This window comes from Pseudomonas sp. FG29, assembly GCF_057809355.1.
In genome coordinates this window covers 131,445-151,222 of record NZ_JBMDJU010000012.1, presented here as the reverse complement: position 1 = coordinate 151,222, position 19,778 = coordinate 131,445, and the positions used below count along the sequence as shown (strand labels likewise).

17 protein-coding genes and 1 tRNA gene are annotated in these 19,778 nt (G+C 62.7%); all 18 read right to left on the bottom strand.

The genetic code is table 11. The features are described 5' to 3' along the window. Nucleotides 1–125: 125 nt before the first annotated feature. Nucleotides 126–216, bottom strand: a tRNA-Ser gene (locus tag ACODS1_RS14520). A gap of 61 nt (nucleotides 217–277) precedes the next feature. Beyond that, on the bottom strand, nucleotides 278–463 hold the full coding sequence (csrA, locus tag ACODS1_RS14515) for a carbon storage regulator CsrA (RefSeq protein ID WP_003244478.1): 186 nt from the start codon (nucleotides 461–463) through the stop codon (nucleotides 278–280). Nucleotides 464–651: 188 nt separating this feature from the next. Continuing rightward, nucleotides 652–1,890, bottom strand: coding sequence for an aspartate kinase (locus tag ACODS1_RS14510; RefSeq protein WP_489086204.1), 1,239 nt, complete (start codon nucleotides 1,888–1,890; stop codon nucleotides 652–654). Between the two features lie 102 nt (nucleotides 1,891–1,992). Next, nucleotides 1,993–4,617 (bottom strand): alanine--tRNA ligase, encoded by a 2,625-nt coding sequence (gene alaS / locus ACODS1_RS14505; protein WP_489086203.1) that lies wholly within the window; start codon nucleotides 4,615–4,617, stop codon nucleotides 1,993–1,995. A gap of 122 nt (nucleotides 4,618–4,739) precedes the next feature. Next, nucleotides 4,740–5,744: a low-specificity L-threonine aldolase gene (ltaE, locus tag ACODS1_RS14500; protein WP_489086202.1), complete on the bottom strand. Its 1,005-nt coding sequence runs from the start codon at nucleotides 5,742–5,744 to the stop codon at nucleotides 4,740–4,742. A 149-nt stretch (nucleotides 5,745–5,893) separates the two neighbouring features. Then, nucleotides 5,894–6,907: a succinylglutamate desuccinylase gene (gene astE / locus ACODS1_RS14495; protein WP_489086201.1), complete on the bottom strand. Its 1,014-nt coding sequence runs from the start codon at nucleotides 6,905–6,907 to the stop codon at nucleotides 5,894–5,896. A gap of 79 nt (nucleotides 6,908–6,986) precedes the next feature. Then, entirely contained in the window at nucleotides 6,987–7,265 is a 279-nt protein-coding gene (locus ACODS1_RS14490; RefSeq protein ID WP_489086200.1) for a topoisomerase II, read from the bottom strand. A 25-nt stretch (nucleotides 7,266–7,290) separates the two neighbouring features. Further along, a complete protein-coding gene (gene astB / locus ACODS1_RS14485; protein WP_489086199.1) occupies nucleotides 7,291–8,637 on the bottom strand; it encodes an N-succinylarginine dihydrolase in 1,347 nt (448 codons plus the stop codon). Continuing rightward, a complete protein-coding gene (gene astD, locus ACODS1_RS14480; protein WP_489086198.1) occupies nucleotides 8,637–10,100 on the bottom strand; it encodes a succinylglutamate-semialdehyde dehydrogenase in 1,464 nt (487 codons plus the stop codon). Before astD ends, astB begins: the two co-directional genes overlap by 1 nt. Before the next feature lie 59 nt (nucleotides 10,101–10,159). Continuing rightward, a complete protein-coding gene (gene astA / locus ACODS1_RS14475; RefSeq protein WP_489086197.1) occupies nucleotides 10,160–11,176 on the bottom strand; it encodes an arginine N-succinyltransferase in 1,017 nt (338 codons plus the stop codon). 76 nt (nucleotides 11,177–11,252) lie between these two features. Continuing rightward, nucleotides 11,253–12,269 carry an arginine/ornithine succinyltransferase subunit alpha gene (gene aruF / locus ACODS1_RS14470; RefSeq protein WP_322978350.1) on the bottom strand — a complete coding sequence of 339 codons (1,017 nt, stop codon included), beginning with the start codon at nucleotides 12,267–12,269 and terminating at the stop codon, nucleotides 11,253–11,255. Nucleotides 12,270–12,368: 99 nt separating this feature from the next. Continuing rightward, on the bottom strand, nucleotides 12,369–13,586 hold the full coding sequence (locus ACODS1_RS14465) for an aspartate aminotransferase family protein (protein WP_489086196.1): 1,218 nt from the start codon (nucleotides 13,584–13,586) through the stop codon (nucleotides 12,369–12,371). A gap of 283 nt (nucleotides 13,587–13,869) precedes the next feature. Beyond that, nucleotides 13,870–14,850 (bottom strand): transcriptional regulator ArgR, encoded by a 981-nt coding sequence (argR, locus tag ACODS1_RS14460; protein ID WP_489086195.1) that lies wholly within the window; start codon nucleotides 14,848–14,850, stop codon nucleotides 13,870–13,872. 54 nt (nucleotides 14,851–14,904) lie between these two features. Then, on the bottom strand, nucleotides 14,905–15,669 hold the full coding sequence (locus ACODS1_RS14455) for an ABC transporter ATP-binding protein (protein WP_489086207.1): 765 nt from the start codon (nucleotides 15,667–15,669) through the stop codon (nucleotides 14,905–14,907). Nucleotides 15,670–15,697: 28 nt separating this feature from the next. Beyond that, nucleotides 15,698–16,396 (bottom strand): ABC transporter permease, encoded by a 699-nt coding sequence (locus ACODS1_RS14450; protein WP_489086194.1) that lies wholly within the window; start codon nucleotides 16,394–16,396, stop codon nucleotides 15,698–15,700. Continuing rightward, complete coding sequence (locus ACODS1_RS14445; RefSeq protein WP_489086193.1) at nucleotides 16,393–17,082, bottom strand: ABC transporter permease; 690 nt, start codon at nucleotides 17,080–17,082, stop codon at nucleotides 16,393–16,395. Before ACODS1_RS14445 ends, ACODS1_RS14450 begins: the two co-directional genes overlap by 4 nt. 158 nt (nucleotides 17,083–17,240) lie before the next feature. Continuing rightward, entirely contained in the window at nucleotides 17,241–18,014 is a 774-nt protein-coding gene (locus ACODS1_RS14440) for an ABC transporter substrate-binding protein (RefSeq protein ID WP_489086192.1), read from the bottom strand. Between the two features lie 413 nt (nucleotides 18,015–18,427). After that, nucleotides 18,428–19,609 (bottom strand): CaiB/BaiF CoA transferase family protein, encoded by a 1,182-nt coding sequence (locus ACODS1_RS14435; protein ID WP_489086191.1) that lies wholly within the window; start codon nucleotides 19,607–19,609, stop codon nucleotides 18,428–18,430. Between the last annotated feature and the right edge of the window lie 169 nt (nucleotides 19,610–19,778).

Below are 19,778 nucleotides of genomic sequence, written 5' to 3'. Positions count from 1 at the left end.
CCTCCGACCGCTCGGTTCGTAGCCGAGTACTCTATCCAGCTGAGCTATGAGTCCGGTCGGTGCTTTTATACCAGATCACCTCTGGTTGATTCGCCAGCCCGGCTTACACCCGACTCGCTGAATAATGGCGGAGAAGGGGGGATTCGAACCCCCGACACCCTTTTGAGGTGTACTCCCTTAGCAGGGGAGCGCCTTCGGCCACTCGGCCACCTCTCCGCAACACGGGGCGCATGATAACCATGTTTTCCCCGTTTGCAAACAAAAATTTGTAGAAAAATTAGTGGCTTGGTTCGTCACCCTTCTCTTTCTGGATGCGTTGGTAGATTTCTTCACGGTGTACGGCAACCTCTTTCGGCGCATTGACACCAATGCGCACCTGGTTACCTTTCACACCCAACACGGTGACAGTCACATCATCACCGACCATCAGGGTCTCTCCGACCCGGCGAGTCAGAATCAGCATTCCTTTCTCCTCACGGATTACATTTCAGGACAACAGTCTGCAAAAAAGAAAATGGTGACAGCCTGCGGCCAAATCAAGCCCACACGCTTCCACCCAAGTATTGACCAGCCGGCGCAGAAAGAAAGTTCCCGCATGCCAATCAAAAAGACGAAAGGCGCGGAACCAGCCGCGCCTTTCGGATCAAGCCATCACTCGCCCTGTCGGGCCGGAGCGTCGAGCTCGAACGCCGTGTGCAGAGCACGTACGGCCAGTTCCAGGTACTTCTCTTCGATGACCACGGAGACCTTGATCTCGGAGGTGGAGATCATCTGAATGTTGATGGTCTCCTTGGCCAGCGCTTCGAACATGCGGCTGGCAACACCGGCGTGCGAGCGCATGCCGACACCGACGATGGACACCTTGGCGATATTGGTATCACCGACGACTTCACGGGCACCCAGTTCGTCAGCAGTCTTCTGCAGCACGCTGAGGGCGTTGTTGTAGTCGTTGCGGTGCACGGTGAAGGTGAAATCGGTGGTGTTATCGTGCGAAACGTTCTGCACGATCATGTCGACTTCGATATTGGCGGCGCTGATCGGGCCGAGAATCTTGAAGGCGATGCCTGGAATATCCGGCACCCCACGGATGGTCAGCTTGGCTTCGTCGCGGTTGAAAGCGATGCCGGAAATGATCGGCTGTTCCATGGATTCCTCTTCATCAAGGGTAATGAGGGTGCCCGGCCCCTCCTGGAAGCTGTGCAGAACGCGCAGCGGGACGTTGTACTTGCCGGCAAACTCCACCGAGCGAATCTGCAGCACCTTGGAACCGAGACTGGCCATTTCCAGCATCTCTTCGAAGGTGATCTTTTCCAGACGCTGAGCTTTCGGCACCACGCGCGGATCGGTGGTGTAGACACCATCGACATCGGTATAGATCTGGCACTCGTCAGCCTTCAGCGCCGCAGCCAGGGCCACACCGGTGGTGTCGGAACCGCCACGACCGAGGGTCGTGATGCTGCCCTGCTCGTCAACACCCTGGAAGCCAGCGACGACCACGACGCGGCCGGCTTTGAGGTCAGCGCGAATCTTCTGGTCATCGATCTGCAGAATACGCGCCTTGTTGTAGGCGCTGTCGGTGAGGATGCGCACCTGGGCGCCGGTGTAGGACACGGCCGGCACACCACGCTTGATCAGCGCCATGGCCAACAGGGCAATGGTCACCTGCTCACCGGTGGACACCATGACATCCAGCTCACGCGCAATCGGCTCGCCATCGGTGATCTGTTTGGCCAGATCGATCAGGCGGTTGGTTTCGCCGCTCATGGCGGAAACCACGACGACGATGTCGTCACCGTTCTCGCGGAACTTCTTCACCTTCTCGGCCACCTGCTGGATACGCTCGATGGTGCCGACGGAGGTGCCTCCAAACTTCTGTACGATCAAAGCCATTTCAAAAAGCCGCCTGATTCCTCGAAGGGCGCCCATTAAACCCGCATCGGGTCATACTGCCAAGGCCCGCCGGACGCACTGCGGGCCCCGCTCTCTCACTCGTTACGAAGCCTGCTCGACCAGGGTCGCAGCCAGGGCCAGGGCTTCATCCAGCTTGCCGGCATCGACGCCGCCACCCTGAGCCATGTCCGGGCGACCACCGCCCTTGCCGCCTACAGCCGCCGCGGCCTGACGCATCAGGTCACCGGCCTTGAGCTTGGCGGTCAGATCCTGGGTGACACCAGCGACCAGCACCACCTTGTCCTCGAACACGCCACCGAGCAGGATCACGGCACTGCCCAGTTTGTTCTTCAACTGGTCGACCAACGCCAGCAGCGCCTTGCCGTCCAGGCCATCGAGACGCGCAGCCAGCACCTTGGTGCCCTTCACGTCCACGGCCGAACCGGCCAGATCGTTACCCGCAGCGCTGGCGGCCTTGGCCTTGAGCTGCTCCAGTTCCTTTTCCAACTGACGGTTACGCTCGATCAGCGCAGACAGTTTGTCGAGTACGTTGTCGCGGCTGCCCTTGACCAGCGAAGCAGCTTCCTTGAGCTGCTCCTCTGCACCGTTGAGATAGGCCAGCGCGGCTGCACCGGTGACGGCCTCGATACGACGCACACCAGCAGCAACGCCGCCCTCGCTGACGATCTTGAACAAGCCGATGTCGCCGGTACGGGATACGTGGGTACCGCCGCACAGCTCGACGGAGAAGTCGCCGCCCATGCTCAGCACGCGCACCTGATCGCCGTATTTCTCACCGAACAGTGCGGTCGCGCCCTTGGCCTTGGCGGTTTCGATATCGGTGACTTCGGTTTCCACCGCCGAGTTCTCGCGCACCACGCGGTTGACGATATCCTCGAGCTGCTTGATCTGCTCGGGCTTGATCGCCTCGAAGTGGCTGAAGTCGAAGCGCAGGCGCTGGCTGTTGACCAGCGAGCCCTTCTGCTGCACGTGCTCGCCCAGCACCTGGCGCAGGGCTTCATGCAACAGGTGAGTAGCGGAGTGGTTCAGCGCGGTGGCCTGGCGCACCTCGGCTTCGACCTCAGCCTTGACGCTGGTACCGACGGAGAGGCCGCCCTTGGCTACAACACCGTGGTGCAGGAAAGCTCCGCCAGCCTTGGTGGTGTCACGCACGTCGAAGCGCACGCCGGCACCCTCCAGATAGCCGCAGTCACCGATCTGGCCACCGGACTCGGCGTAGAACGGAGTCTGATCCAGCACTACCACGCCCTCCTCGCCTTCGGCGAGGCTGTCGACTGCGCTGCCAGCCTTGAACAGGGCAATGATCTTGCCGCTGCCGCTGGTGCCTTCGTAGCCGAGGAAGCGGGTGTCACTGTCGACCTTGACCAGCGCGTTGTAATCCATGCCGAAGGCGCTGGCAGAACGGGCGCGCTCGCGCTGGGCTTCCATTTCACGCTCGAAGCCCTCTTCGTCCACCGACAGCTCGCGCTCGCGGGCGATGTCGGCAGTCAGGTCGACCGGGAAGCCGTAGGTGTCGTAGAGCTTGAACACCACATCGCCCGGGATCACATTGCCCTTGAGCTCGGCCAGATCCTGCTCGAGGATCTTCAGGCCCTGCTCCAGGGTCTTGGCAAACTGTTCTTCTTCGGTCTTCAGTACGCGCTCGATATGCGCCTGCTGTTGCTTGAGTTCGGGGAAGGCTTCGCCCATCTCGGCCACCAGGGCGGCGACGATCTGGTAAAAGAAGCTGCCCTTGGCGCCCAGCTTGTTACCGTGGCGGCAAGCGCGACGCACGATGCGGCGCAGCACGTAGCCACGGCCTTCGTTCGACGGGGTCACACCATCGGCGATCAGGAAGCTGCAGGAACGGATGTGATCCGCCACCACCTTCAGCGAAGCCTGACCTTCATTGGCGCAGCCGATGGCCTTGGCCGAGGCAGCCAGCAGGTTCTGGAACAGGTCGATCTCGTAGTTAGAGTTGACGTGCTGCAGCACGGCGCTGATGCGCTCCAGGCCCATGCCGGTGTCCACGCTCGGCGCCGGCAGCGGGTGCAACACGCCGTCCGCGGTGCGGTTGAACTGCATGAAGACGTTGTTCCAGATCTCGATGTAGCGGTCACCGTCTTCTTCCGGGCTGCCGGGTGGGCCGCCCCAGATGTGCTCGCCGTGGTCGAAGAAGATCTCGGTGCACGGACCACACGGGCCGGTATCGCCCATCGCCCAGAAGTTATCGGAGGCGTACGGCGCGCCCTTGTTGTCACCAATGCGGATCATGCGCTCGGTGGGAATGCCGACTTCCTTCGTCCAGATGTCGTAGGCCTCGTCATCGGTGGCGTAGACGGTGACCCAGAGCTTTTCCTTGGGCAGGTTCAGCCACTTGTCGGAGGTCAGGAACTCCCAGGCGTAATGAATGGCATCACGCTTGAAATAGTCACCGAAGCTGAAGTTACCCAGCATTTCGAAGAAGGTGTGGTGACGCGCGGTGTAGCCGACGTTTTCCAGGTCGTTGTGCTTGCCACCGGCCCGCACGCACTTCTGGCTGGTGGTGGCGCGGGTGTAGGCGCGCTTTTCCAGACCGAGGAAGCAGTCCTTGAACTGGTTCATGCCTGCGTTGGTGAACAGCAGGGTCGGGTCGTTCGCCGGGATCAGCGAGCTGGAAGCGACACGGGTGTGCCCTTTTTCTTCGAAGAAGCTCAGGAAGGCTTCACGGATTTCTGCGCTTTTCATAGGGATATCCACGGAATCAGGCGGCCACGGCAAAGCCGGCAAAGGGACGCATTATATCGGCCCTTTCGCCCGCGGCTAGTGCCTTGTTGATAGCCGAAAGCTATGAACTGTCGGCATCTTGCTCAATGAGAGCGGAAAGCGGCGAACGCCTCGATCACGCGCTCGACGCCCTCGGTTCCGACATCCAGGTGAGTGACCAGGCGCAGACGCGGCGCCGCACTGACGGCGATGCCGCGTTCGGCCATGAAAGCCTTCACCTGCTCGGCACGTTCGCCAAGCTGTACGTAGACCATGTTGGTCTGCACGGGCTCGACGCTGTAACCCAGCTCGCTCAACGCATCGCCCAGGCGTGCGGCCTTGGCGTGATCCTCGGCCAGGCGCTCGACCTGATGCTGCAGGGCATACAGCCCCGCCGCCGCCAGCAGGCCGGCCTGGCGCATGCCACCACCAACCATCTTGCGCAAACGACGCGCCTTGGCGATCAGTGCGGTGCTACCACAGAGCACCGAGCCAACCGGCGCACCGAGGCCCTTGGACAGACACACCGACACCGAATCGAAGTACTGGGTGATCTGCCGCGCCGGTACCTGCAGCTTGACCGCTGCGTTGTACAAGCGTGCGCCATCCAGATGCAGGCTCAAGCCTCGGCGACGAGTCAGTTCGCGGGCAGCGGCGAGATAATCGAGGGGCAGCACCTTGCCCTGCATGGTGTTTTCCAGCGCCAGCAGGCGGGTGCGGGCGAAATGGAAGTCGTCCTGCTTGATCGCCGCCTCGACCTTGGCCAGTTCCAGCGAGCCATCGGCCTCGCCCTCGATCGGCTGCGGCTGGATGGAACCGAGCACGGCGGCACCGCCGCCCTCGTATTTATAGGTGTGCGCCTGCTGACCGACGATGTATTCGTCGCCACGCTCACAGTGCGCCATCAGGCCCAGCAGGTTGCTCATGGTGCCGGTGGGCACGAACAGCGCCGCCTCGAAGCCCAGCTCAGCTGCCAACCAATTTTCCAGGCGGTTGACGGTCGGGTCTTCGCCGTAGACATCGTCGCCCAGCTCGGCGGCAAGCATGGCTTCACGCATGGCGGCTGTGGGCTGGGTAACGGTGTCGCTGCGCAGGTCGATCAGGGGCATGGCTGGCGTTCCCATTGATTGGCGAAAGGCCCATGCTAAAGGGGGCGCCCGAAGGGTGACAGATACAGTTGAGGGTAAAAACGCGGGAGGCGCTTCAGCGGCGATCAAGATGTCGCTTCGTCGCGGCTAAAGCCCCCTCCACACCAGCACTACACCAATCCGGCGCCGTCATCGGGGACGATCAGGATGCCGGCACGCAGGCCGTTCCTGACCTTGGGATTGGGGAAGATGATCCGTGCGCTCTGCTCCTCCACCACCCAACGGGTGTCGGCGATGTCCTCAGCCAGCAGGTAACCCGGCTCCAGCTCGGTGAAATTTTCGATATCGGCAGGTAAATGCAGACGGAAATCGTCACTGTGCTTGATGATTTCCCGCGATACGGCGAACAGCTGCAGCCCCTCCAGCTTGGGCTCACCGTCAATGACCTCGCGCCCCTCGATCAAGGCATGCAGGGCACGCTCCAGCAGATCGAGGTTGACCAGCTCGTTCTGCCCGAACGCACGCGCCTTGCCCAGCTCCAGGGTGAACGCTTCGGCACCGAGCTGTGCGTAGGTATAGGCACTGAAGGTGATGGACGGCTTGCTCTGCAGCAACACGGCCTCGATACCGGCTGCGCGCAGGCGCTCCAGCTCGCGGCGCGAATGGGCGCGTCCCTCATGCCAGGGGTAGAGGGCGAACTGCTCGATCTTCGAGCCACGGATGGCGGTGTGCAGGTCATAGTGCAGACGGGTACGGCCACTGTTCTTGCCGAAGAAGGTGGCCACCAGATGTTCCAGATCGCAGGCGCGAATCGCCTCGAAGCCACTGGACTGCTCATGCCGACCATTGAACAGGCGGTTGAGATCCTGCTCGACGTAACGCTCGCCACGACGCATGGCCTCGGGGTTGCCGAACAGAAAGAGAATCCGTGCTGCCGGATGCAACTCCTTGCGGGCGATACCGCGCAGCAGGCGGTCGAGCAGTTCGATCGGCGCGGTTTCGTTGCCATGTACGCCGGCGGACAACACCAAGTCGAGCCCATTGTCCCGCGCTGCAGGCGGCGTCACTTCCAGCGCGCCCTCGTCGAGCCAGCGCAGGCGCGTGCCGTCGGGCGTCAGCTGAATCTTCGCCGAGGGCTCGTGGCCGGCCAGGGTCAGTTCAAGCAGTTTGCCGAGAGCAAGCATGGCGCCTCCTTGGTTCGCAGCATTTTTGTAGGGTGGGCCGGGCGGCGCTCCGCTTCAGCCCTCCCACAACGGGCCACGATCAGTGATTGCAGTCGGGGCCATGCACGTGATCGTCATCACCGGCGTCGGCCGGCTCCATTTCCAGCTGCAGGCTGACCAGGTTGGTGGCCTGTGGACGCAGCAGCAGGTTGGCGTACTCGGTATCGCCCTCCTCCACGTCGACGCCGATCAGCAGTTGATCACCCACGGCCTGAATCCACACTTCCTTGCCCTGCCAGATCACGGCGAAACGGGTGCAGGAGGTTTCCAGTTGGGTGCCGTCAGTGTCTTCGAGAACCAGTTGCAGGGCGTCGCTCATAAAATCTCCGGGATTGCTTCGGGGGTCAGGTCATCTGGAAAGGATAGACCGAGCCCAGTTTAAGGATCTGTGTCAGTTCATCCAATGCCGTGCGGCATTCGCTCAGCAATTGCGGGTCGGCCAGGTCGGTTTCGCTCAGACGGTCGCGGTAATGCTTGTCGACCCAGGCCACCAGAGTGTCGTGCAGCTCATGGCTCATCACCACGCCCGGATTGACCGCCGCCAGCTCCTGCTCCTTGAGCGCCACACGCAGGCGCAGGCAGGCCGGGCCACCGCCGTTCTGCATGCTCTGCTTGAGGTCGAACACGCGTACCTCGCGGATCGGCCCGCCATTGGCGGTCAGTTGCTGCAGATAGCGCCAGACGCTGGCGTTGTTACGGCACTCTTCCGGCACGATCAGCAACATGCTGCCGTCGCTGCGCGTCAGCAACTGGCTGTTGAACAGATAGGACTTCACCGCATCCGCCACACTCACGGCAGAGGTCGGCACGCACACCGCCTGCAAACGTCCGCCACGTCGCGCCAGCTTGTCGCTCAACTCTGCGAGCACCTTGTCGGTGTCGAGGAAGGCGTCCTGGTGATGGAACAGCACTTCGCCGTTGCCCACGGCGATCACATCGTTATGGAAAACGCCCTGGTCGATCACTGCGGGATTCTGCTGGGCGTAGACCACGCCCGCCTCGCTCAGCCCATGCAGGCGGGCGACCGCCTGACTGGCCTCCAGGGTTTGCCGCGCCGGGTAGCGTGCCGGCGCCGGGTAGCGGGTGTCGAAGGCGCTGCGGCCGTAGACGAAGAACTCCACACCGGCATCGCCATAGCCCTTGCAGAAGCGCGTATGGTTGGCCGCACCTTCATCACCAAACTGCGCCACCGCAGGCAAGGCCGGGTGGTGAGCAAAGTGCGCATCATTGGCGAACATCGCCTGCAGCACGCGGCTGGTGGTCGGGTGTTCGATGCTGCGGTGGAACTTGCAGTTGAGGTTGGCGGCGGTGAAATGCACGCGCCCGTCTGCCGTGTCGGCGCTGGGGCTGACGGTGCAGGCATTGGCCGTCCACATGCTCGACGCCGAGCAGCTCGCTACCAGCAAAGGCATGGCTTCACGCGCAGCGCGCTGGATCACCTCGACATCGCTGCCGGTAAAGCCCAGGCGACGCAGCGCGGCGACATCCGGGCGCTCCTGCGGGGCCAGCACGCCCTGCTTGAAGCCCATGTCCATCAGCGCCTTCATCTTCGCCAGGCCCTGCTTGGCGGCCTCCTGTGGGTTCGACACGGCGCTGCTGTTGCTCTGCGAGGCCACGTTGCCGTAGGACAACCCGCCGTAGTTGTGCGTGGGCCCGACCAGCCCATCGAAGTTCATCTCATAAGCGGGCATCACAGCGTCACTCCCGGAGCCAGGGTCGCGGGCAAGGCCAGGCTGTCGCTTTCCAGCGAGGCCACCGGGTAGGCGCAATAATCGGCCGCGTAATAAGCACTGGCGCGATGATTGCCGGATGCACCGATACCGCCGAACGGCGCACTGCTGGCCGCGCCCGTGAGCGGCTTGTTCCAGTTGACGATGCCGGCGCGGCTATGCAGCCAGAACTGCTCATAGCGCGCCCGCGAATCGGACAGCAGGCCGGCGGCCAGGCCATAGGCCGTGGCATTGGCCTCGGCGATGGCGGCCTCGAAGCTGTCGTAGCGGATCACCTGCAGCAACGGGCCGAAAAATTCCTCGTCAGGACGCGCGCTCACGGCCGTGACATCGAGGATGCCGGGCGTGAGCAGCGCGGCATCGGCCTGCGGCTGGGTCATCGCCAGCAGCGCCTTAGCGTCGCCATCCAGCAAATCCCGCTGCGCCTGCAGCAACTGCGCAGCCGCCTGCAGGGAAATCACCGAGCCCATGAACGGCGCCGGCTGCGCATCGAAACGACCGACCCTGATCCGCCCGACGACCTCTACCAGACGCGCCAGCATCACATCACCCCAAGCCCCTTGCGGCACCAGCAGACGACGCGCGCAGGTGCAACGCTGCCCTGCGCTAATGAAGGCGGACTGGACGATGGTGTAGATCGCCGCATCGACATCAGCGACCTGATCGACGATCAACGGGTTGTTACCGCCCATCTCCAGCGCCAGGATCTTCTCCGGACGACCAGCGAACTGCGCATGCAGCAGGTTGCCGGTGCGGCTGGAGCCGGTGAAGAACAGCCCGTCGATGCCAGGATGACCAGCCAGGGCGACACCGGTGTCACGCCCGCCCTGCAGCAGGTTGAGCACGCCTGCGGGCAACCCGGCCTCGATCCAGCATTGCACGGTCAGCTCGGCCACCTTGGGCGTCAGCTCGCTGGGCTTGAACAGCACGCAATTGCCGGCCAGCAAGGCGGGCACGATATGCCCATTGGGCAAGTGACCGGGAAAGTTGTAGGGGCCGAACACGGCCACGACGCCATGCGGCTTGTGCCGCAGCACGCTGTTGGCCTCGGCGACCTGACTGCGCTTCTCACCGGTGCGCTCGCGATAGCTCTGGATGGAGATGGCGACCTTGCCGACCATGCTGGTGACTTCGGTGGCGGCTTCCCACAGCGGCTTGCCGGTTTCTTCACCGATGGTCTGCGCCAACTGCTGCGCGCGATCCTTCAGGTGCACGGCAAAACGCTCCAGCACGGCGATACGGGAATCCAGCGATTGCCCGGCCCAGGCCGAGAAGGCCTGACGTGCGGCGGTGACGGCCGCATCGACCTGCGCGGCATCGGCGCCGCGCCCTTCCCAGACCAGCGCCTGACTGACCGGATCGAGCGATTGCAGAGGCTCGCCAAGGCCTGCCAGCCACTGGCCGGCGATATAGTGAGTGCTCATTGTATTTTTCACTCCACACATTCACGGCCGGCAGGCTGACCGGCTCGGTACAAACTTTCTCAGTGGCCGACCGCCAACGGCACGGCACGCACCAGATCCCCGGCGGACAGACGTAGGCGCTTGGCCGTGAGTGGCGCCACCACCAGCGTGCCAGCGGCGACCCGCGCCGGCGCTGCGGTGATACGGCAGTCGTAGCGTTTGCGGTTATGCACCAGATAGGGCACCGCATCGTCGCCAGGCGTACCGATGGCCAGCACCAGTTGCTGGCTGTCGCGCACGGCACGGATCTTCGCGGTTTCCGCCTCGATTGCCGGCCCCGCATCGAAGATGTCGACATAGCCCTGATAACTGAAGCCCTCGGCCTTGAGCATGGTCAGCGCAGGCTCGGTGTCCGGATGCACCCGGCCAATCACCGCCCGCGCGTCCTCGGAGAGAAAGCAGGTGTAGAGCGGAAACTTGGGCATCAGTTCGGCGATGAAGGCCTTGTTGCCAACGCCGGTGAGGTAGTCGGCCTGGGAGAACTCCATCTTGAAGAAGTGCCGGCCCAGGCTTTCCCAGAACGGCGAACGACCACTCTCGTCGGACATACCGCGCATCTCGGCGATCACCTTGTCGCCGAACAGCTCACGGAACTCGGCAATGAACAGAAAGCGCGCCTTGGACAGCAGGCGACCATTGAGCCCGGTGCGGTGATCGGCATGCAGGAACAGCGAGCACAGCTCGCTGTTGCCGGTCAGGTCATTGGCCATGAACAGGGTCGGAATCTGCCGATGGATGTCCAGCTCCTGAGAGGCGGTGACGGTCAGGCCAACCCGGTAGTTGTACCAGGGCTCACGCAGGCCGACGGCAGCCGCCACGGCGGAAATCCCCACCACCTTACCGGCATCGTCTTCGAGCACGAACAGGTAGTCGGCATCGGCACGCTCGGCCTCGCCGCGAAAGGCCTTCTCCGCCCAGCCGACACGCTGCGCCAGACGCGCCTCATTGGCCGGCAAGGTGGTCAGGCCGGCGCCGGTACTGCGTGCCAGGTCGATCAGGGCCGGCAAGTCGGCACTGCGCACGGGACGAACGATCATTGGGATCCTCCGGATCAGCTATTAGCGCCTAGCGGCCAGCTACAAGTCAGCAGCCAGGCCAACTGGCCACTTCGATTCAAACCGCCACCAGGCGGACACTGCCACCTTCGCCCACCCCAAGTACCTCGGCGGTTTCAGCGTTGAGTGTCACAGGCTTGCCAGGCACCCAATCAAGCCTGGCGACGATGGCGCGAAAATCCTGCAATTGGCCATTGCTGACCAGATACTGGCGACCGCCCTGCTCGCTCTCGCCGATGCGCACTGGCACCAGGCGACTCTGCGCAATCGAGCGAATGCCCGAAGTGCGCGCATGCAAGGTCGGCCCGCCATCGAAGATGTCGATGTAGTGGTCGGTCTCGAAACCCTCGCGCATGAGGATGTCGAAGGTAATCTGCGCGCGCGGGTGCACCTGGCCCATGGCCTCCTGCGCTTCATCCGACAGCAGCGGCACGTAGATGGGGTAATTGGGCATCAGCTCGGCGAGGAAGGTGCGGCTCTTCAGCCCGCACAGGCGCTCGGCCTCGGCGTAGTTCATGTCGAAGAAGTTGCGCCCCACCGCATCCCAGAACGGCGAATCGCCGTTTTCGTCGCTGTGGCCAACTATTTCCACCACCACCGCATCGGCGAAGCGCTCGGGGTGCCCCGCCATGAACAACAGGCGCCCACGCGAGTTGAGTTCGGCGAACACGGTCGATACCAGCGGGCGCTCGACGTAGAAGCTGGTCAGCAGGCTGTTGCCGGTGAGGTCGTGGCACAGCGAGAGGACGTGAATCTTGTTGTGGATCTTCAGCTCACGCGAGTGGTGCACGAAGGTTTCGTTGCGAAAGCTATAGAACGGCTCGGAATAGCCAGCCGAGGCGACGATGCCGGAGCAGCCGACCAGGCGCCCGCTGACGGTATCCTCGAGGACGAAGAAATAGGTTTCCTCGCCATTGAAGCTGACCTCGGCCGAGAAGGACGACTCCGACGCGACGATCTTGTCACCGAGACGGCCGGCATCATCGGGCAGTGAAGTGACTCCGACCGGGCTGTCTGCAGCCAGACGCTGCACATCGGCCAGGTCTGCCATTTGCGCGGGGCGCATCACCAGCATGGGGTCACTCCTTCTAAACACGGAAGCTGCAAGATGTGTAGCCAGAGCGGGAAGTACTCAAGCCGCAATTGTCGCGGCTAAAGCCCCTCCCACAGCCTGTCACGCGGTCAGTTTGCTCAGCGCACGCTCGAAACGGTTCAAACCCTCTTCGATGTCCGCATCGGACACCACCAGGCTCGGCGCGAAGCGCACTACGTCAGGCCCGGCCTGCAGCACCATCAGCCCTTCGGCAGTGGCGGCATCGAGCACCTGCTTGGCCTGACCTTTCCACTTGTCATTGAGCACGCAGCCGAGCAGCAGGCCCATGCCACGCACCTGCTCGAACAGGCCGTACTGCTCACCGAGCGCCTGCAGACGGGTCTTGAACTGCGCGCTCTTGGCCTTGACGCCATTCAGCGTCTCGGCGGTATTGACGATATCCAGCACCGCCTCGCCCACCGCACAGGCCAGCGGGTTGCCGCCGTAAGTGGTGCCGTGGGTGCCGGGGGAGAAATGCTTGGCCAGCTCGGTGGTGGTGAGCATCGCCGCGATCGGGAAGCCGCCGCCCAGACTCTTGGCACTGGAGAGGATGTCCGGCACCACGCCGTAATGCATGTAGGCGAACAGTTCGCCGCTGCGGCCCATGCCGCTCTGCACTTCGTCGAACACCAGCAGGGCATTGTGTGCATTGCAAAGCTCGCGAGCGCCCTCGAGGTAGGCCTTGTCCGCCGGCAGCACGCCACCTTCGCCCTGGATCGGCTCCAGTACCACGGCGCAGGTCTTGTCGGAAATCGCGGTTTTCAGCGCGTCCAGATCGTTGTATGGCACATGGGTAATGCCCTGGATCTTCGGTCCGAAACCATCGGAATACTTCGGCTGACCGCCCACGCTGACGGTGAACAGGGTACGGCCGTGGAAGCTGTTGGTGGCGGCGATGATCTCGTGCTTTTCCGGGCCGAAGCGGTCATGGGCGACACGCCGCGCCAGCTTGAACGCGGCTTCGTTGGCCTCGGCGCCGGAGTTGCAGAAGAACACGCGCTCGGCGAAGGTCGCCTCGACCAGCTTCTTGCCCAGGCGCAGAGTCGGCTCGTTGGTGAAGACGTTGGAGATGTGCCACAGGGTATTGGCCTGCTCGGTCAGCGCCGCGACCAGTGCCGGGTGGCAATGGCCGAGCACGTTGACGGCGATACCGCCGGCGAAGTCGATCAGCTCGCGACCGCTCTGATCCCAGACTCGCGACCCCAGGCCACGCACGGGAACGAAGGCGGCGGGGGCGTAGTTGGGGACCATGAACTGGTCGTAGTCGGCGCGTTGCACCGCATCGTGCTGAACGGACATCGAAGCTCTCCTGCTGAGAAATACCGGCCGCGAACGGGCAGCCAAAACGCCCGAAACGACAGGGAATGCCAAGGATTGTAAGGACTGATGCGGGGTCGGCATTGTCGTCATGCGACATGTTCTTACAGCGCAACCCCAGGTTTTCCGTGGGTTGTCGTCAAAGCGACAGAAAGCATCGGAAAGGCGCAGTTTAAACGCAGTTCAGCGCAGCCGGGCATGACCAGGAAAAAAATCTTCACAGGCTGACTGCTGGGTATCGAAATCCCCATGAAGAAAGTCGGTATCAGCCGCGCTCCACTGGCGTCGAGCTCAGTTCGAAGGGGCTGTTGCTGCGGCGCTGATTGCGGTCATCACGTGGCGTGGCGCCGAAGAAGTTGCGGTAGGCGCTGGAGAAATGCGGGCCGGACGAGAAGCCACAGGACAGGCCGATCTGGATGATCGACTTGCTGGTCTGCATCAGCAGTTGCCGTGCCTTGTTCAGGCGCAGCTCCAGGTAGTACTGACTGGGCACGCGGTTGAGGTACTGCTTGAAGATGCGCTCCAGCTGGCGACGCGACACGCACACATGCTGGGCGATCTCGTCGGTGGTCAGCGGCTCCTCGATATTGGCCTCCATCAGCAGCACCGCCTGAGTCAGCTTGGGGTGGCTGGAACCGAGGCGATTCTGCAGCGGAATGCGCTGGCGTTCGCCACCTTCACGGATGCGCTCGACCACCAGTTCCTCGCTCACTGCGCCAGCCAGCTCGGCGCCATGATCTCGCGCCAGCACCGCCAGCAGCAGATCGAGCACGGCCAAACCACCACAGGCGGTAAGGCGGTCACGATCCCAGTCGAACAGATGGCTGGTGGCGATGACCTTGGGGAAACGCTCGGCGAAATCGTCCTGCCAGCGCCAGTGAACCGCCGCGCGATAACCATCGAGCAAGCCGAGCTGCGCCAGCGGATAGACCCCAGCCGACAGCCCGCCGATCATGCAGCCACTGCGCACCTGCTGCTTGAGTGCAGCAGCCAGAGGCGCCGACACCTGCGCCGGCGGCGCATCGGCGAGCAGAAACAGCTTGTGCAGACCATCCAGATGTCCGGACCAGGGTTCCCCTGGCAGACGCCAGTCCCCCGCTGCCAGCGGCTCGGCCTGAAGGAATACCAGCTCGTACAGCACCTCGGGGTGCACCCGCTGCGCCACGCGCAGGGCTTCCTCGGCCAGGGAGAGGGTCAGGGCCTTGGTGCCGGGCCAGTAGAGAAAACCGATTCGATGGGGAGTCATGAGTGCCTTGAACGCCTGCAGCGCACCGTTTCAGATGCGCAGTCTAGCTTCTTATTATTTGAGACTGCCGGAAAGGAACTGCTTGAGCCGTTCGGATTGCGGATTGGCCAGCACTTCGCGAGGGCAACCGCGCTCTTCGACCAACCCCTTGTGCAGAAAGACCAACTGGTTCGATACCTCGCGAGCGAAACCCATCTCGTGAGTCACCACCACCATGGTGCGTCCTTCACTGGCCAGATCCTGCATCACCTTGAGCACCTCGCCGACCAGTTCCGGGTCGAGCGCCGAGGTCGGCTCATCGAACAGCATCACCTCCGGCTCCATCGCCAGGGCACGGGCAATGGCCACGCGCTGCTGCTCGCCGCCGCTCATGTGCGCCGGGTAGGCCTCCTTGCGGTGGGCCACGCCGACCTTGTTCAGGTAATGCTCTGCCTTGTCACGAGCTTCTGCCTTGCTCACGCCGAGCACGTGCACTGGCGCTTCCATCACGTTTTCCAGGGCGCTCATGTGCGACCACAGGTTGAAATGCTGGAACACCATGGCCAGGCGCGAGCGCATGCGCTGCAGCTGCTTGGTATCGGCGGCGCGCAGCGAACCGTCCTTGGCCGGCACCAGCTTCAACTCTTCATTGTTGAGCAGGATCTTACCGGCATGCGGTTGCTCCAGCAGATTCAGGCAGCGCAGGAAGGTGCTCTTTCCCGAGCCACTGGAGCCGATGATGCTGATCACGTCGCCGGCCTTGGCCGCCATCGACACGCCCTTGATCACCTCATGGCTGCCGTAGCGTTTATGCAGATCCTGGACTTCGAGTTTGTACATGTTCGGGTTCTCTTGAATCGGCATGGCATCAGGCCTTGCGCGGGGCCATATAGGCCAGCCAGCGGCGCTCGGCCCGCTTGAACAGGCGCACCAGGGTAAAGGTCAGCGCCAGATAGAACAGGCCGGCGGTGATGAAGGCCTCGAACGGCATGTAGTACTGCGAATAGACCGTGCGCGCCGCGCCGGTGATGTCCACCAGGGTGACGATGGAGGCCAGCGAGGTGGTGTGCAGCATCATGATCACCTCGTTGCTGTACTGCGGCAGCGCGCGGCGCAACGCAGACGGCAGGAGGATGCGGCGATACAGCTTGCTGCGTGACATGCCCATGGCCTTGGCCGCCTCGATCTCGCCCGGCGGTGTGGCCTTGAGGCTGCCCGCCAGAATTTCAGCCGTGTAGGCACTGGTGTTGATAGCGAAGGCCAGGCAGGCACAGAAGGTGGCGCTGGAGAAGTACGGCCAGAGGAAGCTGTCGCGGATGAACTCGAACTGCGCCAGACCGTAGTAGATCAGGAACAGCTGCACCAGCATTGGCGTGCCACGTATCACGTAGGTGTAGAGCCAGGCCGGGAAGTTGACCCAGGGCGACTTCGACACGCGCATCAGCGCCAGCGGCAGGGCCAGCGCCAGACCTACGCTCAGAGAAATGGCCAGCAGCTTGAGGGTGACCAGCACACCGCTGAAATACAGCGGCAGGTTCTCCCAGATCATCTGATAGTCGAAGATCATAGTTCGGCCACCTTGGTACCTACCGAGTAGCGTTTTTCCAGCATGCGCAGGGCCAGCAGCGACACGCTGGTCAGCAGCAGATACAGCCCTGCCACCGCCAGGTAGAAGGTGAACGGCTCACGCGTGGCATCGGCGGCGTTCTTGGCCTTGAACATCATGTCCTGCAGGCCGACCACGGAAATCAGCGCGGTGGCCTTGGTCAGCACCAGCCAGTTATTGGTGAAACCGGGAATGGCGAAACGGATCATCTGCGGCACGAGGATGCGGAAGAACACCTGCGAACCGCTCATGCCATAAGCCGCGCCGGCCTCGCCCTGCCCCTTGGGAATCGCCATGAAGGCGCCACGGAAGGTTTCCGACAGGTAGGCACCAAAGATGAACCCCATGGTGAAGACACCCGCCACGAAGGGGTTGATATCGATGTAGTCGTCATAGCCGACCATCGGCGCGAGCGTGTTCACCAGGCTCTGCCCGCCGTAGAAGATCAGCAGGATCAGCACCAGGTCGGGAATGCCGCGAATCACCGTGGCATAGGTTTCGCCCAGCACGGCCAGCCAACGGATCGGCGACAGACGACAGGCCGCACCGATCAGGCCGAGAACGATCGCCAGCGCCATCGACGTCAACGCCAGGAGCAAAGTGAGCCAGGCACCATCGAGAATGGTCGAGCCGTAGCCTTGAAGCATGCGAGGGTACCTCATCGGCACCTAACAGGTACCAGGGAACACGGTGGAAAAGTCAGCGGCGGCCGGCTGGCCTGCCGAAAGGCCACCCGACAGAGGTGGCCATGAAAAAGTGGCACGGCTCAGGCAAGCACGTGCCACTGATCGACTGCAGGATGGGCTTACTCGCCGTAGACGTCGAAGTCGAAGTACTTGTCCTGCACCTGCTTGTAGGTGCCGTTGGCACGGATCGCCGCGATGGCTGCATTGATCTTGTCGACCAGCGCCTGATCACCCTTGCGCACGGCAATGCCCTGCCCTTCGCCGAAGTACTTCACATCGGTGAAATCCGGGCCGACGAAGGCGAAGCCCTTACCAGCATCGGTCTTGAGAAAACCATCGTCGATGTTCACCGAGTCGGCCAGGGTCGCGTCGAGGCGGCCGGCCTGCAGGTCGAGGAACACTTCGTTCTGCGAGCTGTAGCGCACCACCTCGGCACCGGCCGGGGCGAAGACGTCGGTGGCGTAGCGGTCATACACGGAGGAGCGCTGCACGCCGATTTTCTTGCCCTTGAGGTCGACCAGCGGGTCTTTCAGCTCGGTACCGGCCTTCATCGCCAGCTTGGCCGGGGTGGCGTAGTACTTGCCGGTGAAGTCCACGGACTTCTTGCGATCTTCGGTGATCGACATGGACGAGAGCACGGCGTCGAACTTGCGCACTTTGAGCGCCGGGATCAGGCCGTCGAACTCTTGCTCGATCCACTGGCATTTGACCTTCATTTCTTCACACAGGGCATTGCCGATGTCGTAGTCGAAACCGGCGATCTGGCCATCGGGGGTCTTGAAGGCAAAGGGCGGATAGGCTGCCTCGATGCCGATACGCAGCGGCTTATCGGCCATGGCCAGGGGCGACAACAGAGACAGCGCCAGGGCGCCGAACAGTGCGAACTTCTTCATGACTTGCTCCTTCGAATTGGGTAGGGCATCGATGGCAGTGAGGGGCCCGGGCCTTTTATGAGTATTGAAGGCAGTGCTGCGCTGTCGTGCAGGGTGGACGACAAGGGGCCTTGGCTGGGTGTGCGGCATTCTAGCGGCAGGCAATGAGGCGATATTTCTTCAATGCGACAACTAATTACAGAAGCGCAGAATGCACAGGCGAAGGATATTGACAGTCAAGAAAAGGATTGATCAACAAGAAAAGGACAAACGAGTCATCACAGCAAGACTCAGACCAGAAATCATCAAATGCCTCTATCTCAGCCTATACAGCGGAGATCCATCTCTTCGTTGGACGCAGACGCGCACCGCATCAGGACATCGTCGTTTCCGAAACGCCCAATTCGGTGCGGGCTGTTACGCCCGCCCCTGAATCAGCCAAACACCCGTGCCTTGCGCAGCGCCTCGATGCGCGCATCATCAAACCCCAGCTCCGCCAGCACCTGCTCGGTATGTGCACCCACGGCGGCGCCGACATGGCGGGGCGGCGGCAGACCATCGGAGAACTTCAATGGGCAGGCCAACTGAGGCTGCGCCGACAGATTCTCACGCGGCACCTCGGTAACCAGGCCACGCGCCTGAATCTGCGGGTGCTGCAGGGCTTCGGACAGCGGCAGCAACGGCTCCACGCAGGCATCGAGCCCAGCGAAGCGCTCGCACCAGTCGGCGAAGTCACGCTTCTCGAACTCGATCTCGATTTCACGCTTGAGTGCACGCTGATCCTCGGGCTTCAGTGACAAGCCACGCGCCGCCAGCTCCGGTCGACCGATGGCCTGACAGAACGTCTGCATGAACTGCGGCTCCAGACTGCCCACGGAGAACCAGCGGCCATCGCGGGTGCGGTAATAGTCATAGAAGCTGCCGCCATTGAGCGCCTGGTTTTCCATGGCCGGCTCCACACCGGCGCCCAGATACCCGGCCCCCGCCATGCCATGCAGGCTGAAGGCGCAATCGGTCATGCTTACGTCCACCTGCTGCCCCTTGCCGGTCACCTGACGCTGCACCACGGCAGCCAGCAAGCCGATCACGCCATGCAACGAGCCGCCGGCGAGATCCGCCAGTTGCACGCCCAGCGGCAGCGGGCCACTGTCGCGACGCCCGGTGTAACTGGCGATGCCGGACAACGCCAGGTAGTTGATGTCATGCCCGGCACGGTCGCGATAGGGGCCGGTCTGCCCATAGCCAGTGATGGAGACGTAGATCAGCCTGGGATTGATCGCCTTGAGCGCCTCGTAGCCGACACCCAGCTTGTCCATCACGCTGGGGCGGAACTGCTCAAGTACGATGTCGTAGTCCGCCACCAATTGGCGCACCACCTCCACCGCCTCAGGGCGCTTGAGATCGAGGGCAATGCTGCGTTTGTTGCGATTGAGGTAAGCGTGGCTGGTGGATGTGCCGCCATCATGCGGCGGCAGTACGCGCACCAGATCCATCCGCGTGGGCGACTCGACGCGCAACACCTCGGCGCCCATGTCGGCCAGCAGCAAGGAGGCGAAGGGCCCTGGTAGCAGGGTGGAAAAGTCGAGGATTTTCAGCGATGACAACGGCCCGGACATGATGCCTCCGATGAATTGCGGACGACTGGCATGACGCTGCACGCCAGCCTGCATTGACGCAGCTTAGGCAGCGGCACGTCGCCACTCAATGACACTTGCGCTCAAACGGCATGACCTCAAAGCTCGCCAAGCCCGCGGCTGATGGCCGGAAGGGAATACCGGTTGAAGA